Genomic DNA, 23,955 nt, shown 5'->3' with positions numbered 1-23,955 from the left:
GAAGCGTCCATGACCATCCTTGCCGTGATCTTCGATATGGATGGCCTGCTGCTCGACAGCGAACGCATTGCCTTCGGCATCGGTCGCGATGCTTGCACCGCACTGGGCCTGCCGTGGCGGGAAGAAACCGCGCTCGCGATGATCGGCCGCAACGCGCGTGACAACGCGCAGCTGCTGGAAGCGCTCTTCGGCCACGCCGATCATGTCGAGGCCCACAGCGCCGAGTTCGCACGGCGCTACGAAGCCGTCATCGCGGCGGGCGAGATCCCCTTGAAGCCCGGCGTCACCGAACTGCTCGACCGGCTCGACGCGCTCGCGCTGCCGCGCGCGGTGGCGACCTCGACCAGTCACGGGCGCGCCCTCTTCAAACTGGAATGCTGCGGCATTGCCCATCGCATGCACGCGGTGGTGGGCGGCGACCAGGTGGCGCACGGCAAGCCCGCGCCCGACATCTTCCTCGCCGCGGCCGAGCGCCTCGGCGTCGCGCCGGCGAACTGTCTCGCGCTGGAAGACTCCAACGCCGGTGCGCGTGCCGCACTGGCCGCCGGCATGCAGGTGCGTGTGGTGCCCGATTTGCTGCCCCCCGACGCTGATGTACTCGCGTCGGGCGCGCAGGTGATTCCGTCGCTGTTCGCCATTGTCGAGGAACTCTCATGAAGCCTGTCGTCCCGTTGCTGGTCGCCTTCACACTGCTGGTCGCAGGGCAGGCTGTCGCGCAGACGCAGAGCGCGCCGAGCGGCACGAATGCGACGCCAGCAGGGCCCGCCACTGCGGCAAGCAGCGGCCCGAACGGTTCCACCGCCTTCTGCCTGTTCGCGCTGCCGGCAGAAAACGGCGTCCAGCGCTGGATCAACCTCGGCATCGTCCAATACGTCGAAACCCGTGCTGATTCAGTGCAGATCACTTTCGGCGGCGGCAATTTCGGCAGCGGCTACGACGCGAAGATTCCGGTCAAGTCGCCCGACGAAGCGCGCGCCGTGCTGACGCGCCTGCGCCAGACTGCCGAGGACTGCACCCGGCGCGCCGCGCGGCCCGGCAATGCCACGAAAGAGGAAGCGCGATGAAACTGATCGGCATGCTCGATTCACCCTATGTGCGGCGCGTCGCGATTTCGGCACGGCTGATGGGCGTTCCGCTCGAACACGAATCGGTATCGGTGTTCCGCCACATGGATCGCTTTGCCGCGATCAATCCGCTGATCAAGGCGCCCACGCTGGTCTGCGACGACGGCGGCATCCTGATGGACAGCACGCTGATCCTCGACCACATCGAGGCGCAGGCCAGTGCGGAGCGTCGCCTGATGCCGGCCGACAATCCGGCCCGGCAACGCGCGCTTTACCGCGTCGGCGTTGCGCTGGTCGCGATGGAAAAAGCCGTGCAGTGGTACTACGAGATCGCGCTGCGGCCGGAGGACAAGCGCTGGGACGACTGGATCGCGCGCATCAGCGGCCAGTTGCAGCGCGCGTTCGGACTACTCGAGACCGAACTGCCGGCCGAGGGCTGGTTCGGTGGCAGCACACCCGACGCCGCCGATGTGGCCTGCGCGGTGGCCTGGCGCTTCGTCCAGTTTGTCCTGCCCGGACAGCTCAGCGGCGCGGCGCTCCCGAAGCTTGCGGCGCACGCCGCGCGCGCAGAAACGCTGCCTGAATTCGTCGCCTACCCCATCGAATAGCCGCTGGCCGGCTTGCGGCGCGGCAGGGCGTCTGTCAGGCGAGCCGCTCGCGCCCCCGGCAGCCCCGCCGGTGCGGTGCGCCAGCCGCAGCGGCGGCATGACATCGTTGCGCTGAGCCGGCCTCAACGGAGTTCGGTCGCGAGATCGTCCCAGTAGGCCGCGTGATTCAGCGGTGTTTCCGGTGGCAAATCGGGATTGGCAATCCTGAACACGCGCCGGCCGGACAAAGGCAGGTTCCCCAGCACCCGTTTCTTGTAGGCGCGATAACGCCGTTCAAAATCCCCGGAACGGATCAAGCGCTGCAAGCCGTCCTCCACCCGCCGTGCGAGGCGCTCGCCCGCTTCGGTGCGCGCAAAGTAGAAGTAGCGCGGCAGCGGGTAATACAGGATCAGGTGTCTTTCGATTGCCAGGGAGGGGCAGCGCTCCCGCTGCGCCTCGAGTTCCCCCTGGATCTCGTTGATGCCCCGCGGAAAGAGCTTGAATCGCCGCGCAACCAGCATCATGAAGAGCGAGTCGTAGCCCTCGCCCTCGACCACGTTGAACCCGGCCGATCGCAGGATCTCCACGTCCACCCAACCGCGCCCCTGCCCCAACTCATGGCGGCGCAGATCGGCAAGGCTGTCGACCCGGTCCATGTCGGGCTGATCGTCGTGATTGACGAGGAACAGCCGGTAACCGGTCAGCCCCTTGTCGAGCGGAATCCGCAGCGGTCGCAGGGTCTTGTCGAGTCGGGCATCGGCGGTGCGCACGATGACGTTGATCAGGCCGTCGCTGGCCACTTCAGCCGTGGCGCGCGCCGGGCTCATGGTTTCGCCGACCGGCGTCATGCGGAAGTCACCGTCGCTCGCACGGGTGGCAGACAACGCCGCTTCAAGCAACTCCCAGTAGTAGGTGTAGCGCTTGTCGTCGTGGCTCTGCCCGGGGGAAAAACGCACCTCGATCTGGCTCGCGCCCACGCTGCCACCCAGCAACAGCAATACAAGACACCACAACACACGCATTTCAGCTTCCAGCCATCCGGTGGCGCGCCGGCTCCGAGCGACGCGCGCAAAAGGATACCGGCCGGTGTGTGATGGGAACTAGCGCAGGATCAAGCAGAGGGAAGCCGGGGCTGCCACCGGAATTGACAAGGGCCGCGCAAGCGGCCCTTCGGATCGTGCGGACGGGATACGGTCAGCGTTCCATGATCTGAACGATGTCTGCCTTCGGCACCATCGTCGCCTTGCCGTCGGCGTCCTTCAGCTTGTACATGCCGGTCTTCTCGTCGAGCTGCGGTTTACCGTCGGAAACCAGCATCCGGCCTTCCTTGGTACTGAGGATGTACTGGCTGCCCCCACATGCGGCCAGACCGAGCGACAGCGCAACAGCGGTCACGACAGCCATCGATATCCGTTTCATCTCCAACCCCCTTGGTAAGTGTCTGCGAACCGGCCCGTGCTACGTTGTTCTTTCGGGCCCCGCATTAAGCCTAGACGACCGGTTGGGGTCCTGCCATCGCGTGATACGCGGCAGGCCGTACAATTCCCGCTTTGATGCTTGGTCGAATCCATGATCGGACGCTTGCGCGGCACCCTCGCCGAAAAGAACCCACCCCAGATCCTGCTGGATGTCGGGGGTGTCGGCTACGAGCTGGAGGTGCCGATGAGCACCTTCTACAACCTGCCCGCAACCGGGCAGCCCGTGACGCTGCACACCCACCTCGCAGTGCGCGAAGACGGCCACTTCCTGTACGGCTTCGGTGCCGAGGAAGAGCGCGTCGCCTTCCGCCAGTTGCTGAAGATCTCCGGCATCGGCGCGCGCACCGCCCTGGCAGTGCTGTCGGGCCTGTCGGTGAACGAACTGGCGCAGGTCGTCGCATCGCAGGAGCCGGGGCGCCTGACCAAGGTGCCGGGCATCGGCAAGAAGACGGCCGAACGCTTGCTGCTCGAACTGCGCGACAAGTTGCCCAAGGCGCTGCCTGCCGCGCACGCACATGCCGCCAGCGCCGCGGCGGGTGCGCAGGGCGACATCGCCAACGCGCTGCTGGCGCTGGGCTACAACGACAAGGAAGCGCAGGCGGCGCTCAAGCAGCTGCCCGCCGACATCGGCGTCTCCGATGGCATCCGCGCAGCGCTCAAGCTGCTCTCCAAGGTCTGACCCCGGGGCGGCCGTATTGCGCGCCCCTTCTTTGCAGGATGCACCATGAACACTGAAATCGAGATCCACCAACCCCTCAGCGACGACGAATTCGACGCGCTCGACGACCTGCTGGCGCGCTTTCCCGATTCGCTCTCGCTCGAAGAGATGGACGGCCTGTTCTGCGCGCTGGTGGTCGGGCCGGAGATGGTGCCGCCTTCCGAATGGGTGCCGGCGGTCCTCGGCGTCGAGGAACCGGAGTGGGAATCGGAAGCGCAGGCGCGCGAAACCATCGAGTTGCTGATGCGGCACTGGAACACGGTGGCGACCGGCTTTCGCGAAGACTGGTCGGGTGTCAGCGCGGAAGAGGGCTCGGAGTCGATGTACTTCCCGCTGCTCGACGACCCGGACGAGAGCGGCCACCCGCTGGCCGAGGGCTGGGCGCGCGGCTTCCGCGACGGGCTCGAATGGATGGAAGAGGAACACTGGGATGCGCTCGAAGAAGACGAAGAGTGCGTCACCCTGCTCAACCTGATCGCCGCGATGGACAGCGGCGAGAAGTCGCCCGGACACCCGCTCACCGAAGACGAGCGCGACGAGGTGCTCAGCCCGCTGGTCGCCGGCCTGCAGTATCTGTACGGATTCTGGCGCCGCTACATGCGCGTCGTCACCGCGCCGCGCGTGCCGATTCGCGCGCCTGAACTGCCGGGCCGCAATGACCTCTGCCCCTGCGGCAGCGGCAAGAAATTCAAGAAGTGCTGCGGCTCGCCCGAAAAGCTGCACTGACCACCGACGAACCGATTCACGCGCAGCCGCGCTGCCGGGCTGCGCGTGCGCACGCCGGCAACGACCGCCGGCCCGCTGATCCGCCACGATGTCTGCACAACCGCTCCGCAGCTACGCCCTGCTCTTCCTTTCGATGACGGTGGTCGGCAGCTATGTCGCCCTGTCCAAACCGCTGGTCGCGACGATCCCTGTCTTTCTGCTCGCCTGGATGCGATTTGGCATCGGCGGGCTGGCGATGCTGCGGCAGACGCTGCCGCAGCCGGGCGAACAAATCCGCGCTTCGACCTGGCGCGCGTTGTTCCTGCAAAGTTTGTTCGGCAACTTCCTGTTCTCGATCTGCATGCTCTACGGCGTGTCGATGACTTCGGCCACCGCGGCTGGCGTGATCCTCGCGACCCTGCCGGCGATGGTCGCGCTGCAATCGCGGCTGATCCTCGGCGAACGCCTCGCCCCGCGCAACCTGCTCGCGGTGCTGCTCGCGGTAGCCGGCATCGCAACGCTGGGCCTGTCGAAGGCCCCAACCGGCGTCAACTCACTCGCTGGCAACCTGCTGCTGATCGGGGCAGTCGCCTGCGAAGCGGCGTATGTGGTGATCGGCAAGCAGGTCTCCGCCCACCTGCCACCGCTGCGGGTGTCGGCGCTGATCAATCTGGTCGGCTTCCTGCTGATGACGCCCTTCGGCATCTGGCAGGCGCTCGACTTCCGCTTCGCCAGCGTGCCCCCGGGCATGTGGACCCTGCTGGTCTTCTACGCCCTCGGCGCCAGCGTATTCTCGGTGTGGTTGTGGATGAGCGGCCTGCGCGGCGTGCCTGCCAACCACGCCGGCGTGTTCACGATTGCCCTGCCGCTGGCTTCGACCACCATCGGCGTGCTCTTCCTTGGCGAGCATTTCGGATTGCCGCACGGCATCGCGCTCGGCTGTGCGGTCGCCGGGGTGCTGCTGGTGAGCGTGCCGGCCGCCGGCGCCGGTCGCAAGAGCGCGGGGCGATGATGAAACTCAAGGTGCAGTCGAAGCCCCCCGCCAGATCGGGCGAAAGGTGTAGATTGCTCGGCATTCACGGCCGACACCCTCATTCCGGAAAGTTGCCCCTGCGATGACTGCTACGCCCTCCGTTTCCTCTGCCCTGGTCGTCGACGACAGCGTCGTGCAGCGCAGCTTCGCCGCCGCCCTGTGCCGCGAGTTCGGCATCACACAGGTGCTCGAAGCGGCCGACGGCGCACAGGCGCTTGAACGCCTGGCGGAAAGCAGCCGTTTGCCGACGGTGGCGATCATCGATCTGGAAATGCCGGGCATGGACGGCGTCGAACTCTTGCAGCAGATGCACCAGCGCGACTTCTGCCTGCCGATCGTGATCGCTTCGGCACGCGACCCGGTATTGATCGACTCAGTGGTATCGCTTGTCCGTGCGCTCGGCCTGCCCTTCGTCGGCGCGCTGCAGAAACCGATCAAGCAGGACGCGCTGTTCGCACTGCTGGCCTCACTGGCCGGGTAGCACCGGAACGGACACCGGCTCCGGCGCCTTGCGCGGCAGCGTCAGCGTGAACACGGTGCCGACGCCCGGCGTACTGCTCACCTCCATCTGGCCACCCAGCGGGCCGGTCACCAGGTTGTAGCAGATGCTCAGGCCGAGCCCGGTGTGGCCGCGCGCGAGGCCGGTCGTGAAAAAGGGGTCGAAGACACGACGCCGGATGTCCTCGCCCATGCCGCAGCCATCGTCGCTGAAGCTGAGCACGACGTTCTCGCCGTCCTGCCGCGCAGCGACCCGCATGGTGCCGTGATCGCGCCCGCTAAAGGCGTGCAACACCGCATTGCTGACCAGATCGGAAATCACCTGCTCGACTGCGGTCGGATAAGCTTCCATGCGCAGCCCCGGCGGCACCTCGATCTGCGTATCGAAGCGGGCGCCATTGCATGAGGCGCGCGCGATCGCGATGGCCTGCGTCACCGCTTCCGCCAGGTCAAACTCGCTGCGCTCATGCCGCTGATCGACTGCAATCTGCTTGAAGTGTGCCACCAGCGCCGCGGCGCGCTGCAGCGAACGGACGATGAGCTCGGTGGTGTCGCCGGCGGTGTCGACATACTGGGTAAAACTCGAGCGCTTGAGTGGCGCACCTTCCGCAAGCTGACGGCGCATTGCCGCGGTTTCTTCGCTGAGTGCGGTCGCGGTGATCAGGCAGTTGCCGATCGGCGTGTTGAGCTGGTGCGCGATCGCCGCCACCAGGCTGCCGAGCGCGGCGAGCTTTTCGGCCTGCACCAGCTTGACCTGGGTGTGCTGCAGGTCGTCCAGCGCCGCTTGCAGGCGTTCGGTGGACTCCTGCAGGGCCTTGGTGCGTTCGCGCACACGCCCATCGAGTTGCAGGTTCAAGCGGATCAGGTCGCCTTCGGCAGCAAGTTGCTGGGTAATGTCGCGCGCGACGCCAAGGAAGCCGACGATCGCGCCCTGCGCATCGCAGACCGCGCTCACGGTCAGCGATACGCGCAGGGGCTGCCCGTCCTTGCGCACGTAAGTCCAGTTGCGGGTTTCAGACTGCCCGCGCCGCGCCAGCGCGACGAAGGTCTCGAAGCCGTCAATTTCCTGCCCGAGCTCTGCCGTCAGCTCGCGCGCGCGCATCCGCACTTCGCTCTCGCGGTGAAAAACCGCCGGCGTCTGGCCGATCATCTCCGCAGCCGAATAGCCCAGCATTGCCTCGGCGCCGCGATTGAAAACACGGATCGCGCCCTGCGCGTCGGTCGAGATGATCGACACCTCGTGCGCCGCGTCGAGCACCGCCTGCAAGCGCGTACTCAATTCCACCGCTGCCGCTTCTGCCTGCCTTCGCTCGGTAACATCGATGCAGGTGACACGGATCAGCGGCGGATCAGTCTCGGGCATTGGCGACAGATGCACGTTGCAGTAGATCAGTCGCCCGTCGGCCGTGCGCATCGCGCGCTCGAGCTCGCTCGATTCCCCGGCCAGCGTGCGGGCGTTGCGCGAACGGGCGGTTTCCTCGAACGAACGCCCGTCGGGCTGTTGCACATCAAAAAACGATCTCACATCCGTGGCGAGCAAAGCCTCTCGTGACGCGCAGCCAAACAGACGTACCGCGCTCGGATTGACGTCCAGGAATCGCCATTGGCCATCCGCCCGAAACACGCAGATCGCTTCCGGCGCCTGTTCCACCAGTGTGCGGAAGCGCGACTCGCTTTCTGCGAGTGCCGCCTGCGCGGCAGTGATTTCCTCCGATGCGCGCGTCAGCCGCATCGTCGTGCGATCCAGCGTGCGTTCGAGCATGCCGAGTTCATCGACCGTCTCAAGCGTTTTGTGTGATGGCAAATCCACCGGCTGCTCGCCGGCGCTCAGCACTTCGCCGAGCGAGGCGACCTTGTCGCCAATCGCATCGAGCCGGCCGGTGATCAGGCGCCGGGTCAGCATCAGCATGAAGGCCGCCAGCAGAATCGCGATAAGGCCGAAGCTGAGCAGGATCACCAGCGCGCGCTGCCCGATCTGCCAGAAGAGCCCGTCCAGGCTCGCGACCACCGTCAGCTCGCCGATCGCCTCACCGCTGCGCGATGAAGGGGGCTTGATGCTGAAGGTGCGGACCACCGCGTTGCGCGACGGTCGTTCGCCCTGCGCCCACTGGTATTTCATGCCAAGCGTTGCCACCTGAACGTAACGCACGTTGGGTTGGCGGGTGAGGCCGGCGAGCGCGAGCCGGACCTGATCCTCGTCGAGATTCCATATGCTCAGCGCGATATTGGGCAGGTACAGTTCGATCTGGTCGAGCTGCCGATCGAGCCCGCGACGCAACTCCAGGTAGTCCAGCGTGAGCTGGATCGAGGAAGCGAGCAGCGTCAGCGCGGTGCCGACCGCCATGGTCAGCAAGGTGATGCGGCGCCCCAGGCTTCCCGGCCGGCCCAGCAGCGTGGTCCTCCAGCCCCCGGTCGCCGTCATGCCGTGTCGCAGCCTCGCGTTGTGTTCGACGTCATGATCCGGTGCCACGCATGCGCATGCTCGCTTCAGTGTGCGCCTTTGTCCTGCCGCAGTTCACGCACCCGCCCGAGGTGCCCCTTGAGCCAGCCCGCGAGTTCATCGCCGGGCATCGGCTTGGCGATCAGGAAGCCCTGCGCGACCGAGCAACCGGATTCCTGCAGCAAGCGCCAGTCTTCCATCGTTTCGACGCCTTCGGCGACCGACACCAGCCCGAGCCGGTTCGACATGTCGAGCGCCGATTGCAGGATCACCTTCAGGTGCGGCTTGCGGCTGGCGCCGTGCACGAAGCTGCGGTCGATCTTCAACTCGGTGAAAGGGATGCGGGCGAGTTGCTGCATCGACGAAAAGCCGGTGCCATAGTCGTCGATCGACAGCCCGAACCCCTTGAGTCGCAAGCGCGCCAGCGTGCCCAGCGCCGCCCCGAGATTGGCGACCACCGAACTCTCGGTGATCTCCCATACGATCTGGTCCGCCGGCACGCCGCTGGCTTCCTGCAGCGCCCATACTTCCTGCGGGAAGCCGGGGGTATCGAGCGACAAGGGCGACAGGTTGATCGCCATGGTCAGGCGCAGCTCGCGCGCGTTCCACTGCGCCGCCTGCGCCAGCGCCCGTTCGGTCATCTTCATCGTCAGTTCGCGGATCAGGCCCGACTTTTCCGCGAGGGGAATGAAGGTGTCCGGCGCGATCATGCCGCGCTCCGGGTGCCGCCAGCGCGCCAGCGCCTCGACCCCCTTGATCATCGCGGTGCGCACATCCACCTTGGGCTGGAAGTAGGGCACGATCTGCCCGCCGCGGATCGCCTCGGCCAGCTCCGACTCGCCGAGCGGCACGAAGATCGCCGCGCTGCCTTCGGCAACCGCCTTGCCACCGCGACCAATCCGCTTGAGCGCATCGGCCAGTTGTTCGGCCGCAAGCGGCTTCTGCAGCGCCGCGACGATTTCCAGCCCGAGCGCCGCGGTCATCGCCTCAACCGAGTCGATCAGCGTCAGATCGCGGCTCGATGCGACCATGATCGGGATCTGGATGTCTCGTTCGCGCAGTTGCTGGATCAACTCGACACCATCCATGCCCGGCATTTCGAGATCGATCACCAGCAGCGCCGGCGGCACGGTGAGCAGGGCCAGCAATTCGAGCGCCTCGACGCCATTGCCCGCTTCGTACACCAGTTCGATGCCCAACCCCTTCGCCAGCGTTACCGCATGCTGGCGCTGCACCGCGCTGTCGTCGACAACGAGGACCGAATCAATCCGTAATGCTTGTTTATCGTCCATGGCGTTCAATCACTCCGGCCACCTGCGACAAGGACACGACTTCCGACACGCCGCCGTGTTCGATCGCCTCCTTCGGCATGCCGAACACCACGCAGCTCGCTTCGTCCTGCGCGAAGGTCTTGGCGCCGGTGTCGAACATTTCCTTCATGCCACGCGCGCCGTCGTCGCCCATACCGGTCATGATCACGCCGACCGCGTTGCGCCCGGCCGCTTTGGCGACCGAGCGGAACAGCACGTCCACCGAGGGGCGGTGACGACTCACCAGCGGGCCGTCGATCACTTCGACGAAGTACTGCGCGCCGCTGCGCTTGACCACCATGTGCTTGCCGCCCGGCGCGATCAACGCACGGCCGGGCACGATGCGGTCGTTGTGCTCGGCCTCCTTGACGTCGATCTGGCTCAGCGAATCGAGGCGCCTGGCGAAGCTCTGCGTGAACTTTTCCGGCATGTGCTGCACCACCACGATGCCCGGACTGTTGCGCGGCAACGCCGAGAGCACCACTTCCAGCGCCTGGGTGCCACCGGTCGAGGTGCCCACGGCAACGATCTTCTCGGTGGTCGGCAGATGGCTGTTGGCGACCGGCGCATCGAGCACCGCATCGGCCGTCAGTTTCGGCGCCGGCGCGCCCGGCAGCTTGACGCGACTCGGGTCCGCCACCATCGGCGCGGTGCGCAGACGTCCGACCCGCGCGCAAGCCGCCGCGCGGATCGCCGACACCAGGTCGGATGAACTGTCCTGCAGGAAGTTCCTGAGCCCCAGGGTCGGTTTGGTGATTGCGCTCAGCGCACCGGCAGCGAGCGCCTCCATCGTGATGTCGGCGCCCTTCTCGGTCAGCGTGGAGCAGATCACCACCGGCGTCGGCCGGGTGCTCATGATCTTCTTCAGGAAGGTGATGCCGTCCATGCGTGGCATCTCGATGTCGAGCACGATCACGTCGGGCCACTGCTGCTGCATCTTCGTCATGGCGAAGATCGGGTCGGCCGCGGTCGCGATCACCTTGATGTCGTGGTGGCGCTTGAGTACGTCTTCCATGACCTGCCGCACCACCGCGGAGTCATCGACGATCATCACGTTGATAGGCATCAGCCCACTCTCCCGGTTTCGGGCCGCGCCGCCGAGCGCCGCCCGCCCATCACGCCCTGCCCGCGCTTGACCCACACATCCCCGCTGCTCAGCTCGAAACGCAGGTAACGGTAGCCGTCACCGGTCAGATCCACCGCCGATGCGATCAGCCCGAGCGACTCGATCTGGTGCATGACGAAACGCGCGTTCTGGTCCCCCACGCTGCCGTGGTGCGGTTCCAGGTCGAGCACCCGGCCACCGCCGAAGATCTTGACCGTGTAATCGCCGATCGGCGTGCCGCGCCGCCGCGCGTGGTCGAGCAAGGCCTGGATCGCATCGGTACCGTAACGGCCGTCCGGCGCGGCCAGGCGCAGCCTCACATCGACCGGGCGCCGCGGCAGCAGGAAGTGGCACATGCCGCCGATGCGGTACGCCGGATGCCAGATCGTGACCGCAACGCAGGAACCGAGCAGGGTCTCGATGCGTTCGTCCCCTTCGCCGAAGTACACCCCGCCGGGGTTGATGAAAATGCGGCGGCTCATGGCAAGGGCTTGCGATGGATCGAAGGCGCCCACGTCTCGAATCCCTCCAGCAGACCGTTCATGGATTCAGAATGCCCGACGAAAAGCCAGCCGCCCGGCCGCAGTTGCGACACCACATTCGCCAGCACTTTCTGCTTGGTCGGGCGATCGAAATAGATCAGCACGTTGCGCAGGAACACCACATCGAATCGCGGGCCATGGCGCGGCTTCTCTGTGAGGTTGATCTGCATGAATTCGACCCGTTCACGCAGGCTGCGTTCGACCAGAAAGTGGCCCTGGTACTCGCCGACGCCCTTGAGGCAATGCCGTTTCAGGTAATGAGGCGGGATCTTCTGGCCACGCGACATCGGATACAGCGCGCGCTGTGCGTAGCTCAGCACCCGCGAGCTGATGTCGGTGGCGACGATGCGCCACGGCAATTCGGGCCGCAGTTCATGCAGCAGCATGGCGATCGTGTAGGGCTCCTCGCCGGTCGAACAGGCCGCGCTCCAGACATCGAATCCGAAGGGCGGCACCGCAGGCAACACCTCCTGCTTCATGAATTCGAAGTGATGGGGCTCGCGGAAGAAATACGTCTCGTTGGTGGTGATCAGGTCAATCGCACGCTGGCGTTCTTCGACCGCGTCCGGCGCCGCGATCAGCTCGTGATAGTCGCGAAAACGAGCGATGCCCAATTCGGCGAGGCGGCCGCTGAGACGGCCACTCAACAGGGGTTTCTTGGTGTCGCTCAGGTGGATACCGGCATGCCGATAGAAGAGCTGCTGGAACAGCCGCATCTCCTGATCGCTGACCTCGGCGGGCCTCTCCCATGCAAGCCCCATGTGCCACCTCAGTCCGGTGCCGCCACAGCACCGAAGCCGATCAGCGAAGCCATCTCGTCGACCGACAGCACATGCTGGATGTCGAGCGCGACAACGAACTTGTCGTGGTGGTTGATCATGCCTTCGATGAACTCGGCGCGGATCTTCGCGCCGAAGCTCGGGCGCGGCTCGATCTGGCTGTGCTCGACCGCGAGCACCTCGCTCACCGCATCAACGATCACGCCCAGCGGCATCAGTTGCTCTTCCTGCAGCACTTCAAGAATCACGATGCAGGTGCGGCGCGCGATCGCGGTCGGCGCGCGGCCAAAGCGTGCCGCCAGGTCGATCACCGGCACCACCGCGCCGCGCAAGTTGATCACCCCGCGCAGGAAGTCCGGCATCATCGGGATCTCGGTCAGGCCGCCGAATTCGATGATCTCGCGGATGTGTTCGAGCGGGATCGCGAACATCTCGCCGCCCAGCGAGAAGGTCAGGAACTGCCGCCCGCCGGGCGTGTCCTGCTGGCGGGCGATGCGGTTGGCCGCCGTGGTGGCGGGCAGGGTGCTCATGGTCGCTTGTCCATTCAGAAGCGGGTGAAGGAGGATTCGTCGACCGGGTCCTCCCCGCGGTCCAGCGCCGAGCGGCGCGCGCCACCGGCCGCCGGTCGGGCCGCCTTGCGCGGGGCCCGCGAAGCGATCGTGCCGCGTGCGCCGCTGCTGTTGGCGACGCGGAAGAAGCTCACGAGTTCCTGCAATTGCACCGCCTGCGCGCTCATTTCTTCAGACGACGAAGAGAGTTGTTCCGAGGCCGAGGCGTTGGCCTGCGTGGTCTCGGCAAGCTGACTCATTGCCGCGCTGATCTGGCCGAGGCCGTGGGTCTGCTCGCGCGAGGCGGCGGAAATTTCCTGCACCAGGTCGGCGGTCTTGCGGATCGCCGGCACCATCTGGTCGAGCAGGCCGCCCGCGCGCTCGGCCATCGCCACGCTGTTGCCGGCCAGCCCGCTGATCTCTTGTGCGGCGACCTGGCTGCGCTCGGCAAGTTTGCGCACTTCGGCGGCGACCACCGCGAAGCCCTTGCCGTGCTCGCCGGCCCGTGCCGCCTCGATGGCCGCGTTGAGCGCGAGCAGGTTGGTCTGGTAGGCGATGTCGTCGATGATGCCGATCTTGCTCGCAATCTGGCGCATCGCGGCAACGGTTTCCTTCACCGCCGCGCCGCCCTCGCCGGCCTCGTTCGCCGAGGTGCTCGCCATCGTGTCGGTGACGCGTGCGTTCTCGGTGTTCTGCGAAACGGTGGAGCTGATCTCTTCCACCGCCGAGCTGGTCTGCTCGACGCTGGCGGCCTGCTCGGATGCGTTCTGCGACAGGGTCTGCGCCGAAGCCGAAATCTCTTCCGACACCGAGGCCAGCGCCGTGGCGTTGTCGCTGATTTCCGTGATCGTGCCGGTCAGGCGTTCGACCATCCGCTTCATCGCCGCGAGCAGGCTGGTCTCGTCGCCGCCGCGGGTCGCAATCTGCAGCGTCAGGTCGCCGTCGGCAACCTTCGCCACCATCTCCGCCGCGTAGCTCGGCTCGCCGCCAAGCTGCCCCAGCAGGCTCACGCTCATCAACAAGGTCAGCCCCACCCCGACGCCCAGCGCCAGCAGGCAGAACATCACGATGTTCCGCACGGTACTGGCGTAGGTTTCCTGCGAGGTCTTCAGCGCCTCGGTGGCGAGCTTGTAGTTGAGCTCCACGATCTCGGTCATCGTGTCGTCGACCTTGTTGAAGGCCGGGCGGCACTGCGAACGCATCAGATCCGAGGCTTTCTTGTTGTTGCTGCCGTCGGTGTCGGTGTAGGACAGCTTCATCGGTTCGACGCAAGCAGCCTTGTAGGCCGGCCATTCGCTGTCGAATCGCTTGAGCAGGTCGACCTCGCCGGGTGACAGGTCCGTCTTGCGGTACTTGTCCATCAGTTTGTTCATCTCTTGCTCGGCCAGCGCCATACGTGCTGCGGCGTCATCCATGTATTTCGGCTCGGTCTCGGAGATGTAGCGATAAAGCGAACGGTTGTGATAGATCGCCTGCATGTTGGCGTTGGCGACATCCTTGATCGGCGTGAGCTGGTTCTCATACATGTCCTGCACCAGCTGGTTGATGGTGTGCGTCGAGTAGTAACCCACGCCGCCGGTGACGGCCAGCAGCGCCAGCAGCAAGCCGAAGGACAACAGCAGCCGCACCCGCACCGTCAGTCGATGAAATCCGTTCATGTCACGCCCCCTGATTGGCAAAAGCCATTTCCGACCCCCCCATCCCGATCAGCGAAGCCATCTCGTCGACCGACAGCACATGCTGGATGTCGAGCGCGACAACGAACTTGTCGTGGTGGTTGATCATGCCTTCGATGAACTCGGCGCGGATCTTCGCGCCGAAGCTCGGGCGCGGCTCGATCTGGCTGTGCTCGACCGCGAGCACCTCGCTCACCGCATCGACGATCACGCCCAGCGGCATCAGTTGCTCTTCCTGCAGCACTTCAAGAATCACGATGCAGGTGCGGCGCGCGATCGTCGTCGGCGCGCGGCCAAAGCGTGCCGCCAGGTCGATCACCGGCACCACCGCGCCGCGCAGGTTGATCACCCCGCGCAGGAAGTCCGGCATCATCGGGATCTCGGTCAGGCCGCCGAATTCGATGATCTCGCGGATGTGTTCGAGCGGGATCGCGAACATCTCGCCGCCCAGCGTGAAGGTCAGGAACTGCCGCCCGCCCGGCGTGTCCTGCTGGCGGGCGATGCGGTTGGCCGCCGTGGTGGCGGGCAGGGTGCTCATGGCCGCGCCTCCGTTCAGAAGCGGGTGAAGGACGACTCGTCGACCGGGTCGTCACCGCGGTCCAGCGCCGAACGCCGGACGCCGCCCGCCGCAGGCCTCGCCGCCCCCTTGCGCACGCTACGCGACGCACCGTGCCCACGCGCGGGTGCGGCGTTGGCCACCTTGAAGAAGCCGACCAGCTCCTGCAGTTGCACCGCCTGTGCGCTCATTTCTTCCGACGACGATGAGAGCTGTTCCGAGGCCGAGGCGTTGGCCTGCGTGGTCTCTGCCAGCTGACTCATTGCCGAGCTGATCTGGCCGAGGCCGTGGGCCTGCTCGCGCGAGGCGGCGGAAATTTCCTGCACCAGGTCGGCGGTCTTGCGGATCGCCGGCACCATCTGGTCGAGCAGGCCGCCGGCACGCTCGGCCATCGCCACACTGTTGCCGGCCAGCCCGCTGATCTCTTGCGCGGCGACCTGGCTGCGCTCGGCCAGCTTGCGCACTTCGGCGGCGACCACCGCGAAGCCCTTGCCATGCTCGCCGGCGCGAGCCGCCTCGATGGCCGCGTTGAGCGCGAGCAGGTTGGTCTGGTAGGCGATGTCGTCGATGATGCCGATCTTGCTCGCAATCTGGCGCATCGCGGCAACGGTTTCCTTCACTGCCGCGCCACCCTCGCCCGCCTCGCTCGCGGAAGTTGTGGCCATCGTGTCGGTGACGCGTGCGTTCTCGGTGTTCTGCGCGACGGTCGAGCTGATCTCCTCCACCGCCGAACTGGTCTCCTCGACGCTGGCGGCCTGCTCGGACGCGTTCTGCGACAGGGTCTGCGCCGAAGCCGAAATCTCTTCCGACACCGAGGCCAGCGCCGTGGCGTTGTCGCTGATCTCCGTGATCGTGCCGGTCAGGCGTTCGACCATCCGCTTCATCGCCGCGAGCAGGCTGGTTTCATCGCCCTTGGCGGTCTCGATGCTGACCGTGAGATCACCCTCGGCGACGCGTTGCACGACATCAGACGCATAGTCGGGTTCGCCGCCGAGCGAACGCGTGATGGAACGCGTCACGAAAAAGCCGATTGCGCCCACCGCGAGCAGCGTGAGCGCCGCGGTCGCGAGCGCCACGGTCGTCGCGCGCGCCTTGACCTCGAGCGCGCTCTTCTCGGCGCCCTTGCCGATCTCGACGTTGTACTGCATGTGCGCATCCAGCGCCTTGTCGTACTTGTCGAACAGCGGGACCAGTTCGTCGGACAGGACCGCCATCGCCTCGGGGCGCTTGCCCTGCTTGAGCAGATCGACGAATTTGCCGCGCCCACTGCGAATGGCGTCTCGAATGCCCATCTCCTCCTTGAGCAAGGCGCGATCCTTGTCGTCGGCAATCAGATCCTTCTCGTAGGTCGCGAAGGCCTCATTGGCCTTCTTCGAGTTGGCCGAGATGTACTGTTCGATTTCGGCGATTTCCGCGGGCGTCTTCGCCTGAGCCATCCGCCAGACCGCCGTAACGTTGTCTCCCGTCGCGTTGTTGATGGCCGCAATGGCCACCAGGCTTGGCACGACGTTCACGGTGGCGAAGTTCGCGGCCTCGAACAGATCGTTGGCCTTCTGGTAGTTCACACCCACCAGAATCACGATGCCCACCAGGGCGGCGAGCACCAGACCGAGCATTTTGTGGACCAGCTTCATTTTTGACTCCTGACTTTCGAGGGCACTTCAGCAGGGTTTTGTACTGGGTCTCGCTGGAAACAATCATTCGCGGGCGAGCGGCAGTTGCCCGGCAATCGTTCGGGGGCGCCGAGCGAGATCGTGATCACGGCTCGACGCCATCTCGATCAGGCGCGGCACATCGAGGATCAGCGCCACCCGGCCGTCACCGAGGATGGTCGAACCGCTGACCGTCTTGAAGTGGATGAAGAGTTCGCCGAGCGGCTTGATCACCGCCTGGAACTCGCCGAGCAGGCGGTCGACCACCACACCGGCGCGGCTGCTACCGAACTGCACCACCACCAGACTTTCGCGCAGCCCCGCCACCGCCGGCATGTCGAACAGCTCGCGCAGCCGCACGAAGGGCAGCGGCTCGCCGCGCAACTGCACGATGGCATGCTGGGCGTGATGCTCGGTGAGGTCGATGCACTCGACGACCAGGTCGAGCGGCAGCACGAAGATCGATTCGCCGACCATGACCTGGAAGCCATCGATGATCGCGAGCGTGAGCGGCAGGCGGATACGTACGGTGGTGCCTTCGCCCGCGACGCTCAGCACGTCGACCTCGCCGCGCAAGGCTTCGACGTTCTTGCGCACCACGTCCATGCCGACGCCGCGGCCGGAAAGATTCGTGATCTGCTCGGCGGTGGAAAAACCGGGTTCGAAGATCAGCCGGAAGATCTCGCTGTCGCTGAGCACCGCGTCGGCCGCCACCAGGCCGCGTTCGACCGCCTTGGCGAAGATGCGCTCGCGGTTGAGGCCGCGGCCGTCGTCCGAGACTTCGATGACGATGCAGCCGGAATCGTGGTACGCGTTGAGGCGCAGCGTACCGCTCAACGACTTGCCGGCGGTGGCGCGCGCCTCGGTGGCTTCGATGCCGTGGTCCATGGCGTTGCGCACGATGTGCATCAGCGGGTCGCCGAGCTTTTCGACCATCGATTTGTCGAGTTCGGTATCGGCGCCGGTGATCACCAGTTCGATGCTCTTGCCCAGGTCGCGCGAGATGTCGCGCACCACCCGCGGGAAGCGCTGGAAGACTTCGCCGATCGGCACCATGCGCAGCGTCAGCGAGGCGTCGCGGATCTGCTCGACGAGTGTGGACAGCGACTGCGAGGCTTCGTCGAAGGCCGGGTCCTTGCGCTGACGGGCGATCATGCGGGTGGCGGCGCCGGCGATGACCAGTTCGCCCACAAGATCGATCAATGCATCGAGTTTTGACACCTCGACCTTGATGAATTTCTGTTCCTGCGCCTTGCGCTCTTCACTCTGCTTCTGGCGCGTCAGCGCCGCGGTGACCACGGCTTCCGGCACGATTTCGCGCTCGACCAGCAGCCCGCCGATCGGTTTGCGGATGTGCTGATGCGCCTGCCAGTCGAGCACGCGTTCAAGTTCGGCCGGCGTCAGCGCGCCGCCCTGCACCAGGATTTCGCCAAGGCGGCCGGGGTCGGCCATCGAGTTGATCAGTTCGACGTATTCCTCGATCTTGCCGTTCGGCGGCAGGATCTTGATCTGGGCGTCGTCGCGCACGAATTCGAAGACATTCTCGATCGCCTGGCGGTCGGCGTCGGTATGCAGGCCGATCTCGAAGCCGAGATAGCAGGCCTCCGGGTCCATCGCATCGGCTTCCGGCAGCGTGTCTGCAACGGTCTGCATGTAGACGATGCGGCCCAGCGTGCGCAGGTAGTGCAGAAAGGCGATCGGGTCGAGCCCGTTGCGCAGCACATCGGGCGAGAAGCGCAGCGAAAGGTGCCAGCTGTCGCTGGCGACGCCGGCGCTCCCGGCCATCTGCTCCGGCTCGGCTTCAGCAGCCGCGGTTACCGCGGTGCTGGCGGCCTCGGCGACTGCCGGCGGCGGTTCGAGATGCGCCTGCAGCGCCGCTTCGAGCGTAGCGCGACGGCTGGCATCCGGCTCTTCGTCTTCCTTGCGCTCGGCGATCGCATCGACCAGCACGCCGATGTAGTCACCGCATTTGAGCAGCAGCGACAGCATCGCGTCGTCGATCGCGACCTCCCGCTTGCGGATGCGGTCGAGCAGGCTTTCGACGATGTGGGTGAAGCTGACGATGTTGTTGAAAGCGAAGAGGCCGGCCGAGCCCTTGATCGTGTGGGCGGCTCGAAAGATCGCGTTGATCGCCTCGGGGTTGGCGCCGTCCGATTCGATTTCGAGCAGCGCGTTTTCCATTGCGACCAGCAGTTCGCGGGCTTCCTGCACCAGCGCTTCGCGCGCCATGTCCATTTCCATCGTTCACCCCGCGCTGGCTACGAGTACCGGGTCGCCCAGCGCCCCGGCCAGATTCAGCAGATCGATCACGCCCAGCACCGCAGCGCTGTGCAGGCAGTATTCGAGGGCCTTGCCTTCCTTCGCCGCCTGCCGCTTGAGCGCGATCAGCAGCTGCGTGCCGGCGGTGTCGATTTCCTCGACGCCGGACAGATCCACCGCCAGGCGTTCCGGCGCCGCAGTCAGCGCGGCGCTGAGCTGCTCGCGCAGTTCGACCGCTTCGAAGATCGTCATGCCGCCGTTGATGCACAGCACCTTGCCGCCGTCCCGCGTTTTCTCGCTTACCGGCATGACGGCCTCCTTCAGGGTGCGATGAGTTTCGCCACCGCGTCGAGCAGGGCGGGCGGCTGGAAGGGTTTGACCACCCAGGCGCGCACGCCGGCGGCCTTGCCTTCGGCGATCTTGGCCTGGTCGGTCTCGGTGGTGAGCATGATCACCGGCGTGAAGCGGTAGTTCGGCAACTGTTTCGCCGCTTTGACGAAGCTGATGCCGTCCATGTTCGGCATGTTCACGTCAGAGATGATCAGGTTGAACTTGCGGCCGTCGAGTTTGGCCAGTGCGTCGCGGCCGTCGCTGCCTTCGACCACCTCGTAACCGGCCCCGGTGAGGGCGATCGCGAGGGTGCGCCGCAGACTGAAGGAATCATCGACGATGAGTATGGTTTTGCTCATGGGGAGAGTCCTGCCGATCAGAAGAAGGTGATGCCGCTCGCCGCCGGCGCCGCCGCCTTGGCGGCCTTGCCGTGATGAACGATGCGCTGCTCTTGGGTGGTATAGCTGCTGGAGAGGTGGGCCAGCCAGTCCGCCACATCGAGCGTGGCGACTTGCTCTGGGGTTTCGACCATCGCGCGCGAGGTTTCGGCGAGGCGCGCCATGTCCTGCAGGATGTGATCGAGGATCTGGTGCACCCGGTCCTCGAACTGCAGATTCACCAGCACCGCTTCGACGTCGGCCTCGACCTCACGCCGCTCGGCCTGCAGCGCCCCCACCGAAGCCTGCAGCGACTGCGCGGTGGTGTTGAAGTCACCAAGGATTTGTTCGGCCGTCGAACTGGACCTAGCGACGATTTCACGTTCCCGATGCGCGAAGTCTTCCGACATCGCCAGCGTCTGGCGGATCGACTCCGCCACGGTGGACACCATTTCGCGGATGCGCTGGCCGGTATCGCCGGACTGGGTCGAGAGCTTGCGCACCTCGTCCGCCACCACCGCGAAACCGCGCCCGCTCTCGCCGGCACGCGCCGCCTCGATCGCCGCGTTGAGCGCGAGCAGGTTGGTCTGCTTGGCGATGTTGGCAACGTCTTCGGCCATGCGCTGGAGCTGGTCGGCATGCGCGGCGACCCCGCCGATCTGGGTGATGAGCTGGGCGCGGAAGGCCTGCGTCTGGTCGAGCACTGCGATGATCTCGCGCAGCCCGTTCTCGGCCGCCTGGATCGTCTTGAGCACCCCGGCCTCGTCGAGTACCGCGCCGCTGTCGGCCGAAAGACGCTTCGACAGGGAGGCGAAGCCCTGCGCCAGGGCGTCGATCGCCGTCTTGATCTGCTCCTGGGCCAGCGACACATGCTTGTTCCATAGCGGCACCACGTCGGCAACCAGATGCGGCAACTTGGTCTCGACAACGACGTTGTGCACCACGGCACCGGGTTCCACCGCGACCAGCTTCTCCGCCGGCGCTTCGGATCGCCGCGCCACGATGAGCAGCGCAAGCCCCAGCAACACCGCCCAAGCCACGCCCCACCACCAGGTGCCCGCCAGCCAGGCGCTGGCCGGCAGGTTGATGACCAGAAGCGCAATGAACACCGGATGCCGCCAGAAGGATGCCGCTTTGCCCATAACCGTCTCCGAAGGGAGGAAGTCCAGATGGTTCGCGATGCAGTGCAGAAGGTCGTGCTCGCATAACGTCACCCTGACGTCTTTCTTTAGGGCAAGGGGAACCTATTTATTTCCGGGCTGCGCCTTCTTGCACGCCCCCCAGCCGTGCCAGGCCCGCGGCGGGCCGCATGGCGCGAAAACATGGGCGGGCAAACCGAAGTCGTGCGGCGCGCTACACTCTTGTGCATGATCGAAACCGACCGTCTCGCCCCCGTCCCGCCACCGGAACGCATCGTCGCCGCCAACCCCGCTTCGGCACAGGAAGAGGCCCTTGAGCGCGCGCTGCGCCCCAAGCGCCTGGTCGACTACACCGGGCAGGTGAAGATCCGCGAGCAGCTGGAAATCTTCATCGGCGCCGCGCGCAACCGCAAGGAAGCGCTCGACCATGTGCTGCTGTTCGGCCCGCCCGGCCTGGGCAAGACCACGCTGGCCCACATCATCGCCGCCGAAATGGGTGTGAATCTGCGCCAAACCTCAGGCCCGGTGCTGGAACGCGCCGGCGACCTGGCCGCGCTGCTGACCAACCTTGAGCCGCACGACGTGCTGTTCATCGACGAGATCCACCGCCTCTCGCCGGTGGTCGAGGAGGTGCTGTACCCGGCGCTGGAGGACTACCAGATCGACATCATGATCGGTGAAGGCCCTGCCGCCCGCTCGGTCAAGCTCGACCTGCCGCCCTTCACACTGGTCGGCGCCACCACCCGAGCCGGCATGCTGACCAACCCGCTGCGCGACCGCTTCGGCATCGTCGCCCGGCTCGAGTTCTACAACGCCGAAGAGTTGCGCCAGATCGTCGGGCGCTCGGCGCAGTTGCTGAAAGTCGGCATCGAGGACGAGGGCGCGCTTGAAATCGCCCGCCGCGCGCGCGGCACCCCGCGTATCGCCAACCGCCTGCTGCGCCGCGTGCGCGACTTCGCCGAAGTAAAGGCGAATGGCGAAATCACCCGCCCGGTTGCGGATGCCGCGCTGACCATGCTCGACGTCGACCCGGTCGGCCTCGACATCATGGACCGCAAGCTGCTCGACGCGGTGATCGAGAAGTTCTCCGGCGGCCCGGTCGGCGTCGACAACCTCGCTGCCGCGATCGGTGAATCGCGCGACACGATCGAGGACGTGCTGGAGCCCTACCTGATCCAGCAGGGCTACCTGCAGCGCACCCCACGCGGCCGCGTCGCCACCGCCGCGGTGTATCGCCACCTCGGCCTGCTGCCGCCCAGCAGCGCCACACCGGAGTTGTGGAAGGACTGATCGCCGAGCTAGACAGCGGTTACTCGCCGTATTCGCGCGCACCGCAGGCCATGTATGACCGTGGTCACCCGCATACCCACGCAGGTAAGATCGCGGCATCATTCATGCCCACATCGGAAGGCTCGCCGTGTCCGCTGTAAATCCGTACGCCCCACCCAGCTCAAAGGTTCAGGATGAGCCGACCGGGCGGGATTCACATGGTTTTCACCCGCAAGGACGTAAAGTCGATCCCATCCGGGGAGTGAAATGGATCACTGAAGCCTTCTCTATGGTGTTCGCGCAACTGGGCACCTGGATGCTGATTGGGCTGGTGATGTTTGTGATGATGTTTGTTCTATTCACGCTAGGCAACGTTCAATTGCTTGGCATGCTGAGAACCGTGTTGATGCCAGTGTTCCTGGCCGGAGTGATCTACGCTGCGGCACGCCAAGAGGGTGGCGAGCGGGTTAGAGTCGGCGATCTCTTCGCGGGTTTCCGCGAGAAATTCGCTCCGCTAGCGCTAGTCGGTCTGCTGTGGAGCTTCATAGGGATTGTCGCGTCTCAAGTTTTATTGGAGCTTACGGGTATCAAGTCATTCATGGCGTGGGGACCCGGTGTCGGACTCGGATTGATTCTGCTCGCCTTTCTTTTCCTCCTCCTCCTCGCGCCTTCGTTTTACGCCCTCATGTGGCTAGCGCCAGCATTGGTGCTGCGTCATGACTTGTCGCCGGTAGAGGCAATGAAGAACAGCTTCCGCATCACCTTGCGCAACTCGCGAGCCGTGATCCATTACGTTGTCGTTGGCGCCATCGTGATGCTCATTGCGCTGATCCCCTTCGGGCTTGGTCTGCTGATCGCATTCCCGGTGCTGCTCGTATCCTTGTACACCGCTTACCGCGACTTGTTCATCGAGCCCTGATCCAGCAAATTCTCGACATGGACTGCAAGGTCTAGATTCCTTCGATTAATTTCGTCCAGTCTGCTGCGCGGTCACTCAATTTGCCTGCATGCGAGGACAGGTGAGCCTCCCCCCTTGCATGACAGTGGTCACCCGCATGCCTGCGCGGGTATGATCGCCGCATCTTTCACCCCCGAACGGAAGGCTCGCCATGTCTGCTGAAAATCCGTACTCCCCGCCCAGCGCAACGGTTCAGGACGCACCGGCCACGCCGGATTCGCGCGGATTCCTGCCGCAGGGGCGCAAGGTCGACGCCGGGCGCGGCGTGGCCTGGATCACCGAAGCCTTCTCGATGGTGTTCGCACAGCTGGGCACCTGGGTGCTGCTGTGGCTGGTGATGTTCGTGATCATGTTCATCCTTGGCGTCATTCCCTTGCTGGGCGTGGTCAGCAATGTGCTGATGCCGGTGTTCACCGCAGGCGTGATCTTCGCCGCCGCGCGCCAGGACGCCGGTGAGCGGGTGGAAGTCGGCGACCTGTTCGCGGGTTTCCGCGAAAAATTCGGCCCCCTCGCGCTGGCCGGCCTGCTGTTCCTCGTCGCAGCCGTAGTCATCGGCGGCGGAATTGCGCTGATTCTTGGCCTGACGGTACTCGGCTCGGTGATGGCCGGCGGCGCGAGCGCGGTCGCTCGTAACATCGGAATCATCCTGCTCGCATTCCCGCTGATCCTGGTGGTGCTCCTCGCGATCTACTCGCTGATCTGGTTTGCACCGGCGCTGATCCTGCGGCACGACTTCCAGCCCGTCGATGCAATGAAGGCCAGCTTCCACGTCACGCTGCGCAACTGGCCGGCGGTGCTGGTGTATGGCCTGGTTGCCACGGTGGTGGTCATCATCGCGGCGATCCCCTTCGGCCTGGGCCTGCTCGTCGCCGGACCAGCGCTGCTGGTGTCGTTCTACACCGCCTACCGCGACCTCTTCCTGGAGTCCTGAT

Annotated in this window: 25 protein-coding genes; 10 read left to right on the top strand and 15 right to left on the bottom strand. The window is 65.5% G+C overall.

The features are described 5' to 3' along the window. Positions 1-9: 9 nt before the first annotated feature. Genes GGR36_RS18250 through GGR36_RS18240 form a run of 3 tightly spaced genes read left to right on the top strand, consistent with a single transcriptional unit; the run spans position 10 to position 1,672 of the window. A complete protein-coding gene (locus GGR36_RS18250) occupies positions 10-657 on the top strand; it encodes an HAD family hydrolase (protein ID WP_183636230.1) in 648 nt (215 codons plus the stop codon). Continuing rightward, the gene (locus GGR36_RS18245; protein WP_183636228.1) at positions 654-1,064 is read left to right on the top strand and encodes a hypothetical protein; all 411 of its coding nucleotides are present in this window, start codon (positions 654-656) and stop codon (positions 1,062-1,064) included. Before GGR36_RS18250 ends, GGR36_RS18245 begins: the two co-directional genes overlap by 4 nt. Then, positions 1,061-1,672: a glutathione S-transferase family protein gene (locus tag GGR36_RS18240; RefSeq protein WP_183636226.1), complete on the top strand. Its 612-nt coding sequence runs from the start codon at positions 1,061-1,063 to the stop codon at positions 1,670-1,672. The genes GGR36_RS18245 and GGR36_RS18240 overlap by 4 nt, the downstream gene beginning before the upstream one ends. A gap of 122 nt (positions 1,673-1,794) precedes the next feature. On the opposite strand, the gene GGR36_RS18235 is transcribed toward GGR36_RS18240, so the two are convergent. Then, positions 1,795-2,673, bottom strand: coding sequence for a hypothetical protein (locus GGR36_RS18235; protein ID WP_183636224.1), 879 nt, complete (start codon positions 2,671-2,673; stop codon positions 1,795-1,797). Positions 2,674-2,845: 172 nt separating this feature from the next. Continuing rightward, complete coding sequence (locus tag GGR36_RS18230) at positions 2,846-3,070, bottom strand: YgdI/YgdR family lipoprotein (RefSeq protein WP_207064499.1); 225 nt, start codon at positions 3,068-3,070, stop codon at positions 2,846-2,848. 150 nt (positions 3,071-3,220) lie between these two features. Between GGR36_RS18230 and ruvA the strand changes: the two genes are divergently transcribed. From ruvA to GGR36_RS18210, 4 genes are all read left to right on the top strand, one after another. Beyond that, positions 3,221-3,808, top strand: coding sequence for a Holliday junction branch migration protein RuvA (ruvA, locus tag GGR36_RS18225; RefSeq protein WP_183636222.1), 588 nt, complete (start codon positions 3,221-3,223; stop codon positions 3,806-3,808). 45 nt (positions 3,809-3,853) lie between these two features. Then, entirely contained in the window at positions 3,854-4,573 is a 720-nt protein-coding gene (locus GGR36_RS18220) for a UPF0149 family protein (protein WP_183636219.1), read from the top strand. A gap of 88 nt (positions 4,574-4,661) precedes the next feature. Continuing rightward, positions 4,662-5,564, top strand: a complete 903-nt coding sequence (locus GGR36_RS18215) for a DMT family transporter (protein ID WP_183636217.1) — start codon at positions 4,662-4,664, stop codon at positions 5,562-5,564. 103 nt (positions 5,565-5,667) lie between these two features. Continuing rightward, entirely contained in the window at positions 5,668-6,066 is a 399-nt protein-coding gene (locus GGR36_RS18210) for a response regulator transcription factor (protein ID WP_183636215.1), read from the top strand. Here GGR36_RS18210 and GGR36_RS18205 read toward each other — a convergent pair. The 13 genes from GGR36_RS18205 to GGR36_RS18145 all read right to left on the bottom strand — a co-directional run bounded on the left by GGR36_RS18205 (position 6,052) and on the right by GGR36_RS18145 (position 20,799). Then, positions 6,052-8,553: a PAS domain S-box protein gene (locus GGR36_RS18205; RefSeq protein WP_183636213.1), complete on the bottom strand. Its 2,502-nt coding sequence runs from the start codon at positions 8,551-8,553 to the stop codon at positions 6,052-6,054. The genes GGR36_RS18210 and GGR36_RS18205 overlap by 15 nt on opposite strands. A gap of 17 nt (positions 8,554-8,570) precedes the next feature. Further along, a complete protein-coding gene (locus GGR36_RS18200; protein WP_183636211.1) occupies positions 8,571-9,815 on the bottom strand; it encodes an EAL domain-containing response regulator in 1,245 nt (414 codons plus the stop codon). Further along, the gene (locus tag GGR36_RS18195; RefSeq protein ID WP_183636209.1) at positions 9,805-10,899 is read right to left on the bottom strand and encodes a protein-glutamate methylesterase/protein-glutamine glutaminase; all 1,095 of its coding nucleotides are present in this window, start codon (positions 10,897-10,899) and stop codon (positions 9,805-9,807) included. Before GGR36_RS18195 ends, GGR36_RS18200 begins: the two co-directional genes overlap by 11 nt. Then, positions 10,899-11,420, bottom strand: coding sequence for a chemotaxis protein CheD (locus GGR36_RS18190; RefSeq protein WP_183636207.1), 522 nt, complete (start codon positions 11,418-11,420; stop codon positions 10,899-10,901). The genes GGR36_RS18195 and GGR36_RS18190 overlap by 1 nt, the downstream gene beginning before the upstream one ends. Beyond that, positions 11,417-12,241, bottom strand: coding sequence for a CheR family methyltransferase (locus tag GGR36_RS18185; RefSeq protein ID WP_183636205.1), 825 nt, complete (start codon positions 12,239-12,241; stop codon positions 11,417-11,419). The genes GGR36_RS18190 and GGR36_RS18185 overlap by 4 nt, the downstream gene beginning before the upstream one ends. Before the next feature lie 8 nt (positions 12,242-12,249). Next, on the bottom strand, positions 12,250-12,789 hold the full coding sequence (locus GGR36_RS18180; RefSeq protein ID WP_183636204.1) for a chemotaxis protein CheW: 540 nt from the start codon (positions 12,787-12,789) through the stop codon (positions 12,250-12,252). 14 nt (positions 12,790-12,803) lie between these two features. Further along, positions 12,804-14,465, bottom strand: a complete 1,662-nt coding sequence (locus GGR36_RS18175; protein WP_242533304.1) for a HAMP domain-containing methyl-accepting chemotaxis protein — start codon at positions 14,463-14,465, stop codon at positions 12,804-12,806. 1 nt (position 14,466) lies between these two features. Then, on the bottom strand, positions 14,467-15,021 hold the full coding sequence (locus GGR36_RS18170) for a chemotaxis protein CheW (protein WP_183636203.1): 555 nt from the start codon (positions 15,019-15,021) through the stop codon (positions 14,467-14,469). A gap of 14 nt (positions 15,022-15,035) precedes the next feature. Beyond that, a complete protein-coding gene (locus GGR36_RS18165; RefSeq protein WP_183636202.1) occupies positions 15,036-16,673 on the bottom strand; it encodes a methyl-accepting chemotaxis protein in 1,638 nt (545 codons plus the stop codon). Positions 16,674-16,736: 63 nt separating this feature from the next. After that, a complete protein-coding gene (locus GGR36_RS18160) occupies positions 16,737-18,932 on the bottom strand; it encodes a chemotaxis protein CheA (protein ID WP_183636201.1) in 2,196 nt (731 codons plus the stop codon). 3 nt (positions 18,933-18,935) lie between these two features. Continuing rightward, positions 18,936-19,259 carry an STAS domain-containing protein gene (locus GGR36_RS18155; protein ID WP_183636200.1) on the bottom strand — a complete coding sequence of 108 codons (324 nt, stop codon included), beginning with the start codon at positions 19,257-19,259 and terminating at the stop codon, positions 18,936-18,938. Positions 19,260-19,270: 11 nt separating this feature from the next. Next, the gene (locus GGR36_RS18150; protein WP_183636198.1) at positions 19,271-19,639 is read right to left on the bottom strand and encodes a response regulator; all 369 of its coding nucleotides are present in this window, start codon (positions 19,637-19,639) and stop codon (positions 19,271-19,273) included. 17 nt (positions 19,640-19,656) lie between these two features. Continuing rightward, complete coding sequence (locus GGR36_RS18145) at positions 19,657-20,799, bottom strand: methyl-accepting chemotaxis protein (protein WP_183636196.1); 1,143 nt, start codon at positions 20,797-20,799, stop codon at positions 19,657-19,659. 225 nt (positions 20,800-21,024) lie between these two features. Here GGR36_RS18145 and ruvB point away from each other — a divergent pair, with 225 nt between their 5' ends. From ruvB to GGR36_RS18130, 3 genes are all read left to right on the top strand, one after another. Further along, entirely contained in the window at positions 21,025-22,086 is a 1,062-nt protein-coding gene (ruvB, locus tag GGR36_RS18140) for a Holliday junction branch migration DNA helicase RuvB (RefSeq protein WP_183636194.1), read from the top strand. A 241-nt stretch (positions 22,087-22,327) separates the two neighbouring features. Next, positions 22,328-22,984 (top strand): BPSS1780 family membrane protein, encoded by a 657-nt coding sequence (locus GGR36_RS18135; protein ID WP_183636192.1) that lies wholly within the window; start codon positions 22,328-22,330, stop codon positions 22,982-22,984. A gap of 190 nt (positions 22,985-23,174) precedes the next feature. Beyond that, entirely contained in the window at positions 23,175-23,954 is a 780-nt protein-coding gene (locus tag GGR36_RS18130) for a BPSS1780 family membrane protein (RefSeq protein WP_183636190.1), read from the top strand. The last annotated feature ends 1 nt before the right edge of the window (position 23,955 follow it).

The organism is Niveibacterium umoris (genome assembly GCF_014197015.1).
GTDB lineage: Bacteria > Pseudomonadota > Gammaproteobacteria > Burkholderiales > Rhodocyclaceae > Niveibacterium > Niveibacterium umoris.
The sequence above is the reverse complement of the archived record's forward strand: the minus strand, read 5'-3'. Positions and strand labels throughout refer to the sequence as shown.

Excerpts from the sequence above, each read along its gene's own strand:
- GGR36_RS18250 (WP_183636230.1), top strand. The coding sequence starts at position 10 with ATGACCATCCTTGCCGTGATCTTCGATATGGATGGCCTGCTGCTCGAC.
- GGR36_RS18245 (WP_183636228.1), top strand. The coding sequence starts at position 654 with ATGAAGCCTGTCGTCCCGTTGCTGGTCGCCTTCACACTGCTGGTCGCA.
- GGR36_RS18240 (WP_183636226.1), top strand. The coding sequence starts at position 1,061 with ATGAAACTGATCGGCATGCTCGATTCACCCTATGTGCGGCGCGTCGCG.
- GGR36_RS18235 (WP_183636224.1), bottom strand. The coding sequence starts at position 2,673 with ATGCGTGTGTTGTGGTGTCTTGTATTGCTGTTGCTGGGTGGCAGCGTG.
- GGR36_RS18230 (WP_207064499.1), bottom strand. The coding sequence starts at position 3,070 with ATGAAACGGATATCGATGGCTGTCGTGACCGCTGTTGCGCTGTCGCTC.
- ruvA (WP_183636222.1), top strand. The coding sequence starts at position 3,221 with ATGATCGGACGCTTGCGCGGCACCCTCGCCGAAAAGAACCCACCCCAG.
- GGR36_RS18220 (WP_183636219.1), top strand. The coding sequence starts at position 3,854 with ATGAACACTGAAATCGAGATCCACCAACCCCTCAGCGACGACGAATTC.
- GGR36_RS18215 (WP_183636217.1), top strand. The coding sequence starts at position 4,662 with ATGTCTGCACAACCGCTCCGCAGCTACGCCCTGCTCTTCCTTTCGATG.
- GGR36_RS18210 (WP_183636215.1), top strand. The coding sequence starts at position 5,668 with ATGACTGCTACGCCCTCCGTTTCCTCTGCCCTGGTCGTCGACGACAGC.
- GGR36_RS18200 (WP_183636211.1), bottom strand. The coding sequence starts at position 9,815 with ATGGACGATAAACAAGCATTACGGATTGATTCGGTCCTCGTTGTCGAC.
- GGR36_RS18195 (WP_183636209.1), bottom strand. The coding sequence starts at position 10,899 with ATGCCTATCAACGTGATGATCGTCGATGACTCCGCGGTGGTGCGGCAG.
- GGR36_RS18190 (WP_183636207.1), bottom strand. The coding sequence starts at position 11,420 with ATGAGCCGCCGCATTTTCATCAACCCCGGCGGGGTGTACTTCGGCGAA.
- GGR36_RS18185 (WP_183636205.1), bottom strand. The coding sequence starts at position 12,241 with ATGGGGCTTGCATGGGAGAGGCCCGCCGAGGTCAGCGATCAGGAGATG.
- GGR36_RS18180 (WP_183636204.1), bottom strand. The coding sequence starts at position 12,789 with ATGAGCACCCTGCCCGCCACCACGGCGGCCAACCGCATCGCCCGCCAG.
- GGR36_RS18175 (WP_242533304.1), bottom strand. The coding sequence starts at position 14,465 with ATGAACGGATTTCATCGACTGACGGTGCGGGTGCGGCTGCTGTTGTCC.
- GGR36_RS18170 (WP_183636203.1), bottom strand. The coding sequence starts at position 15,021 with ATGAGCACCCTGCCCGCCACCACGGCGGCCAACCGCATCGCCCGCCAG.
- GGR36_RS18165 (WP_183636202.1), bottom strand. The coding sequence starts at position 16,673 with ATGAAGCTGGTCCACAAAATGCTCGGTCTGGTGCTCGCCGCCCTGGTG.
- GGR36_RS18160 (WP_183636201.1), bottom strand. The coding sequence starts at position 18,932 with ATGGAAATGGACATGGCGCGCGAAGCGCTGGTGCAGGAAGCCCGCGAA.
- GGR36_RS18155 (WP_183636200.1), bottom strand. The coding sequence starts at position 19,259 with ATGCCGGTAAGCGAGAAAACGCGGGACGGCGGCAAGGTGCTGTGCATC.
- GGR36_RS18150 (WP_183636198.1), bottom strand. The coding sequence starts at position 19,639 with ATGAGCAAAACCATACTCATCGTCGATGATTCCTTCAGTCTGCGGCGC.
- GGR36_RS18145 (WP_183636196.1), bottom strand. The coding sequence starts at position 20,799 with ATGGGCAAAGCGGCATCCTTCTGGCGGCATCCGGTGTTCATTGCGCTT.
- ruvB (WP_183636194.1), top strand. The coding sequence starts at position 21,025 with ATGATCGAAACCGACCGTCTCGCCCCCGTCCCGCCACCGGAACGCATC.
- GGR36_RS18130 (WP_183636190.1), top strand. The coding sequence starts at position 23,175 with ATGTCTGCTGAAAATCCGTACTCCCCGCCCAGCGCAACGGTTCAGGAC.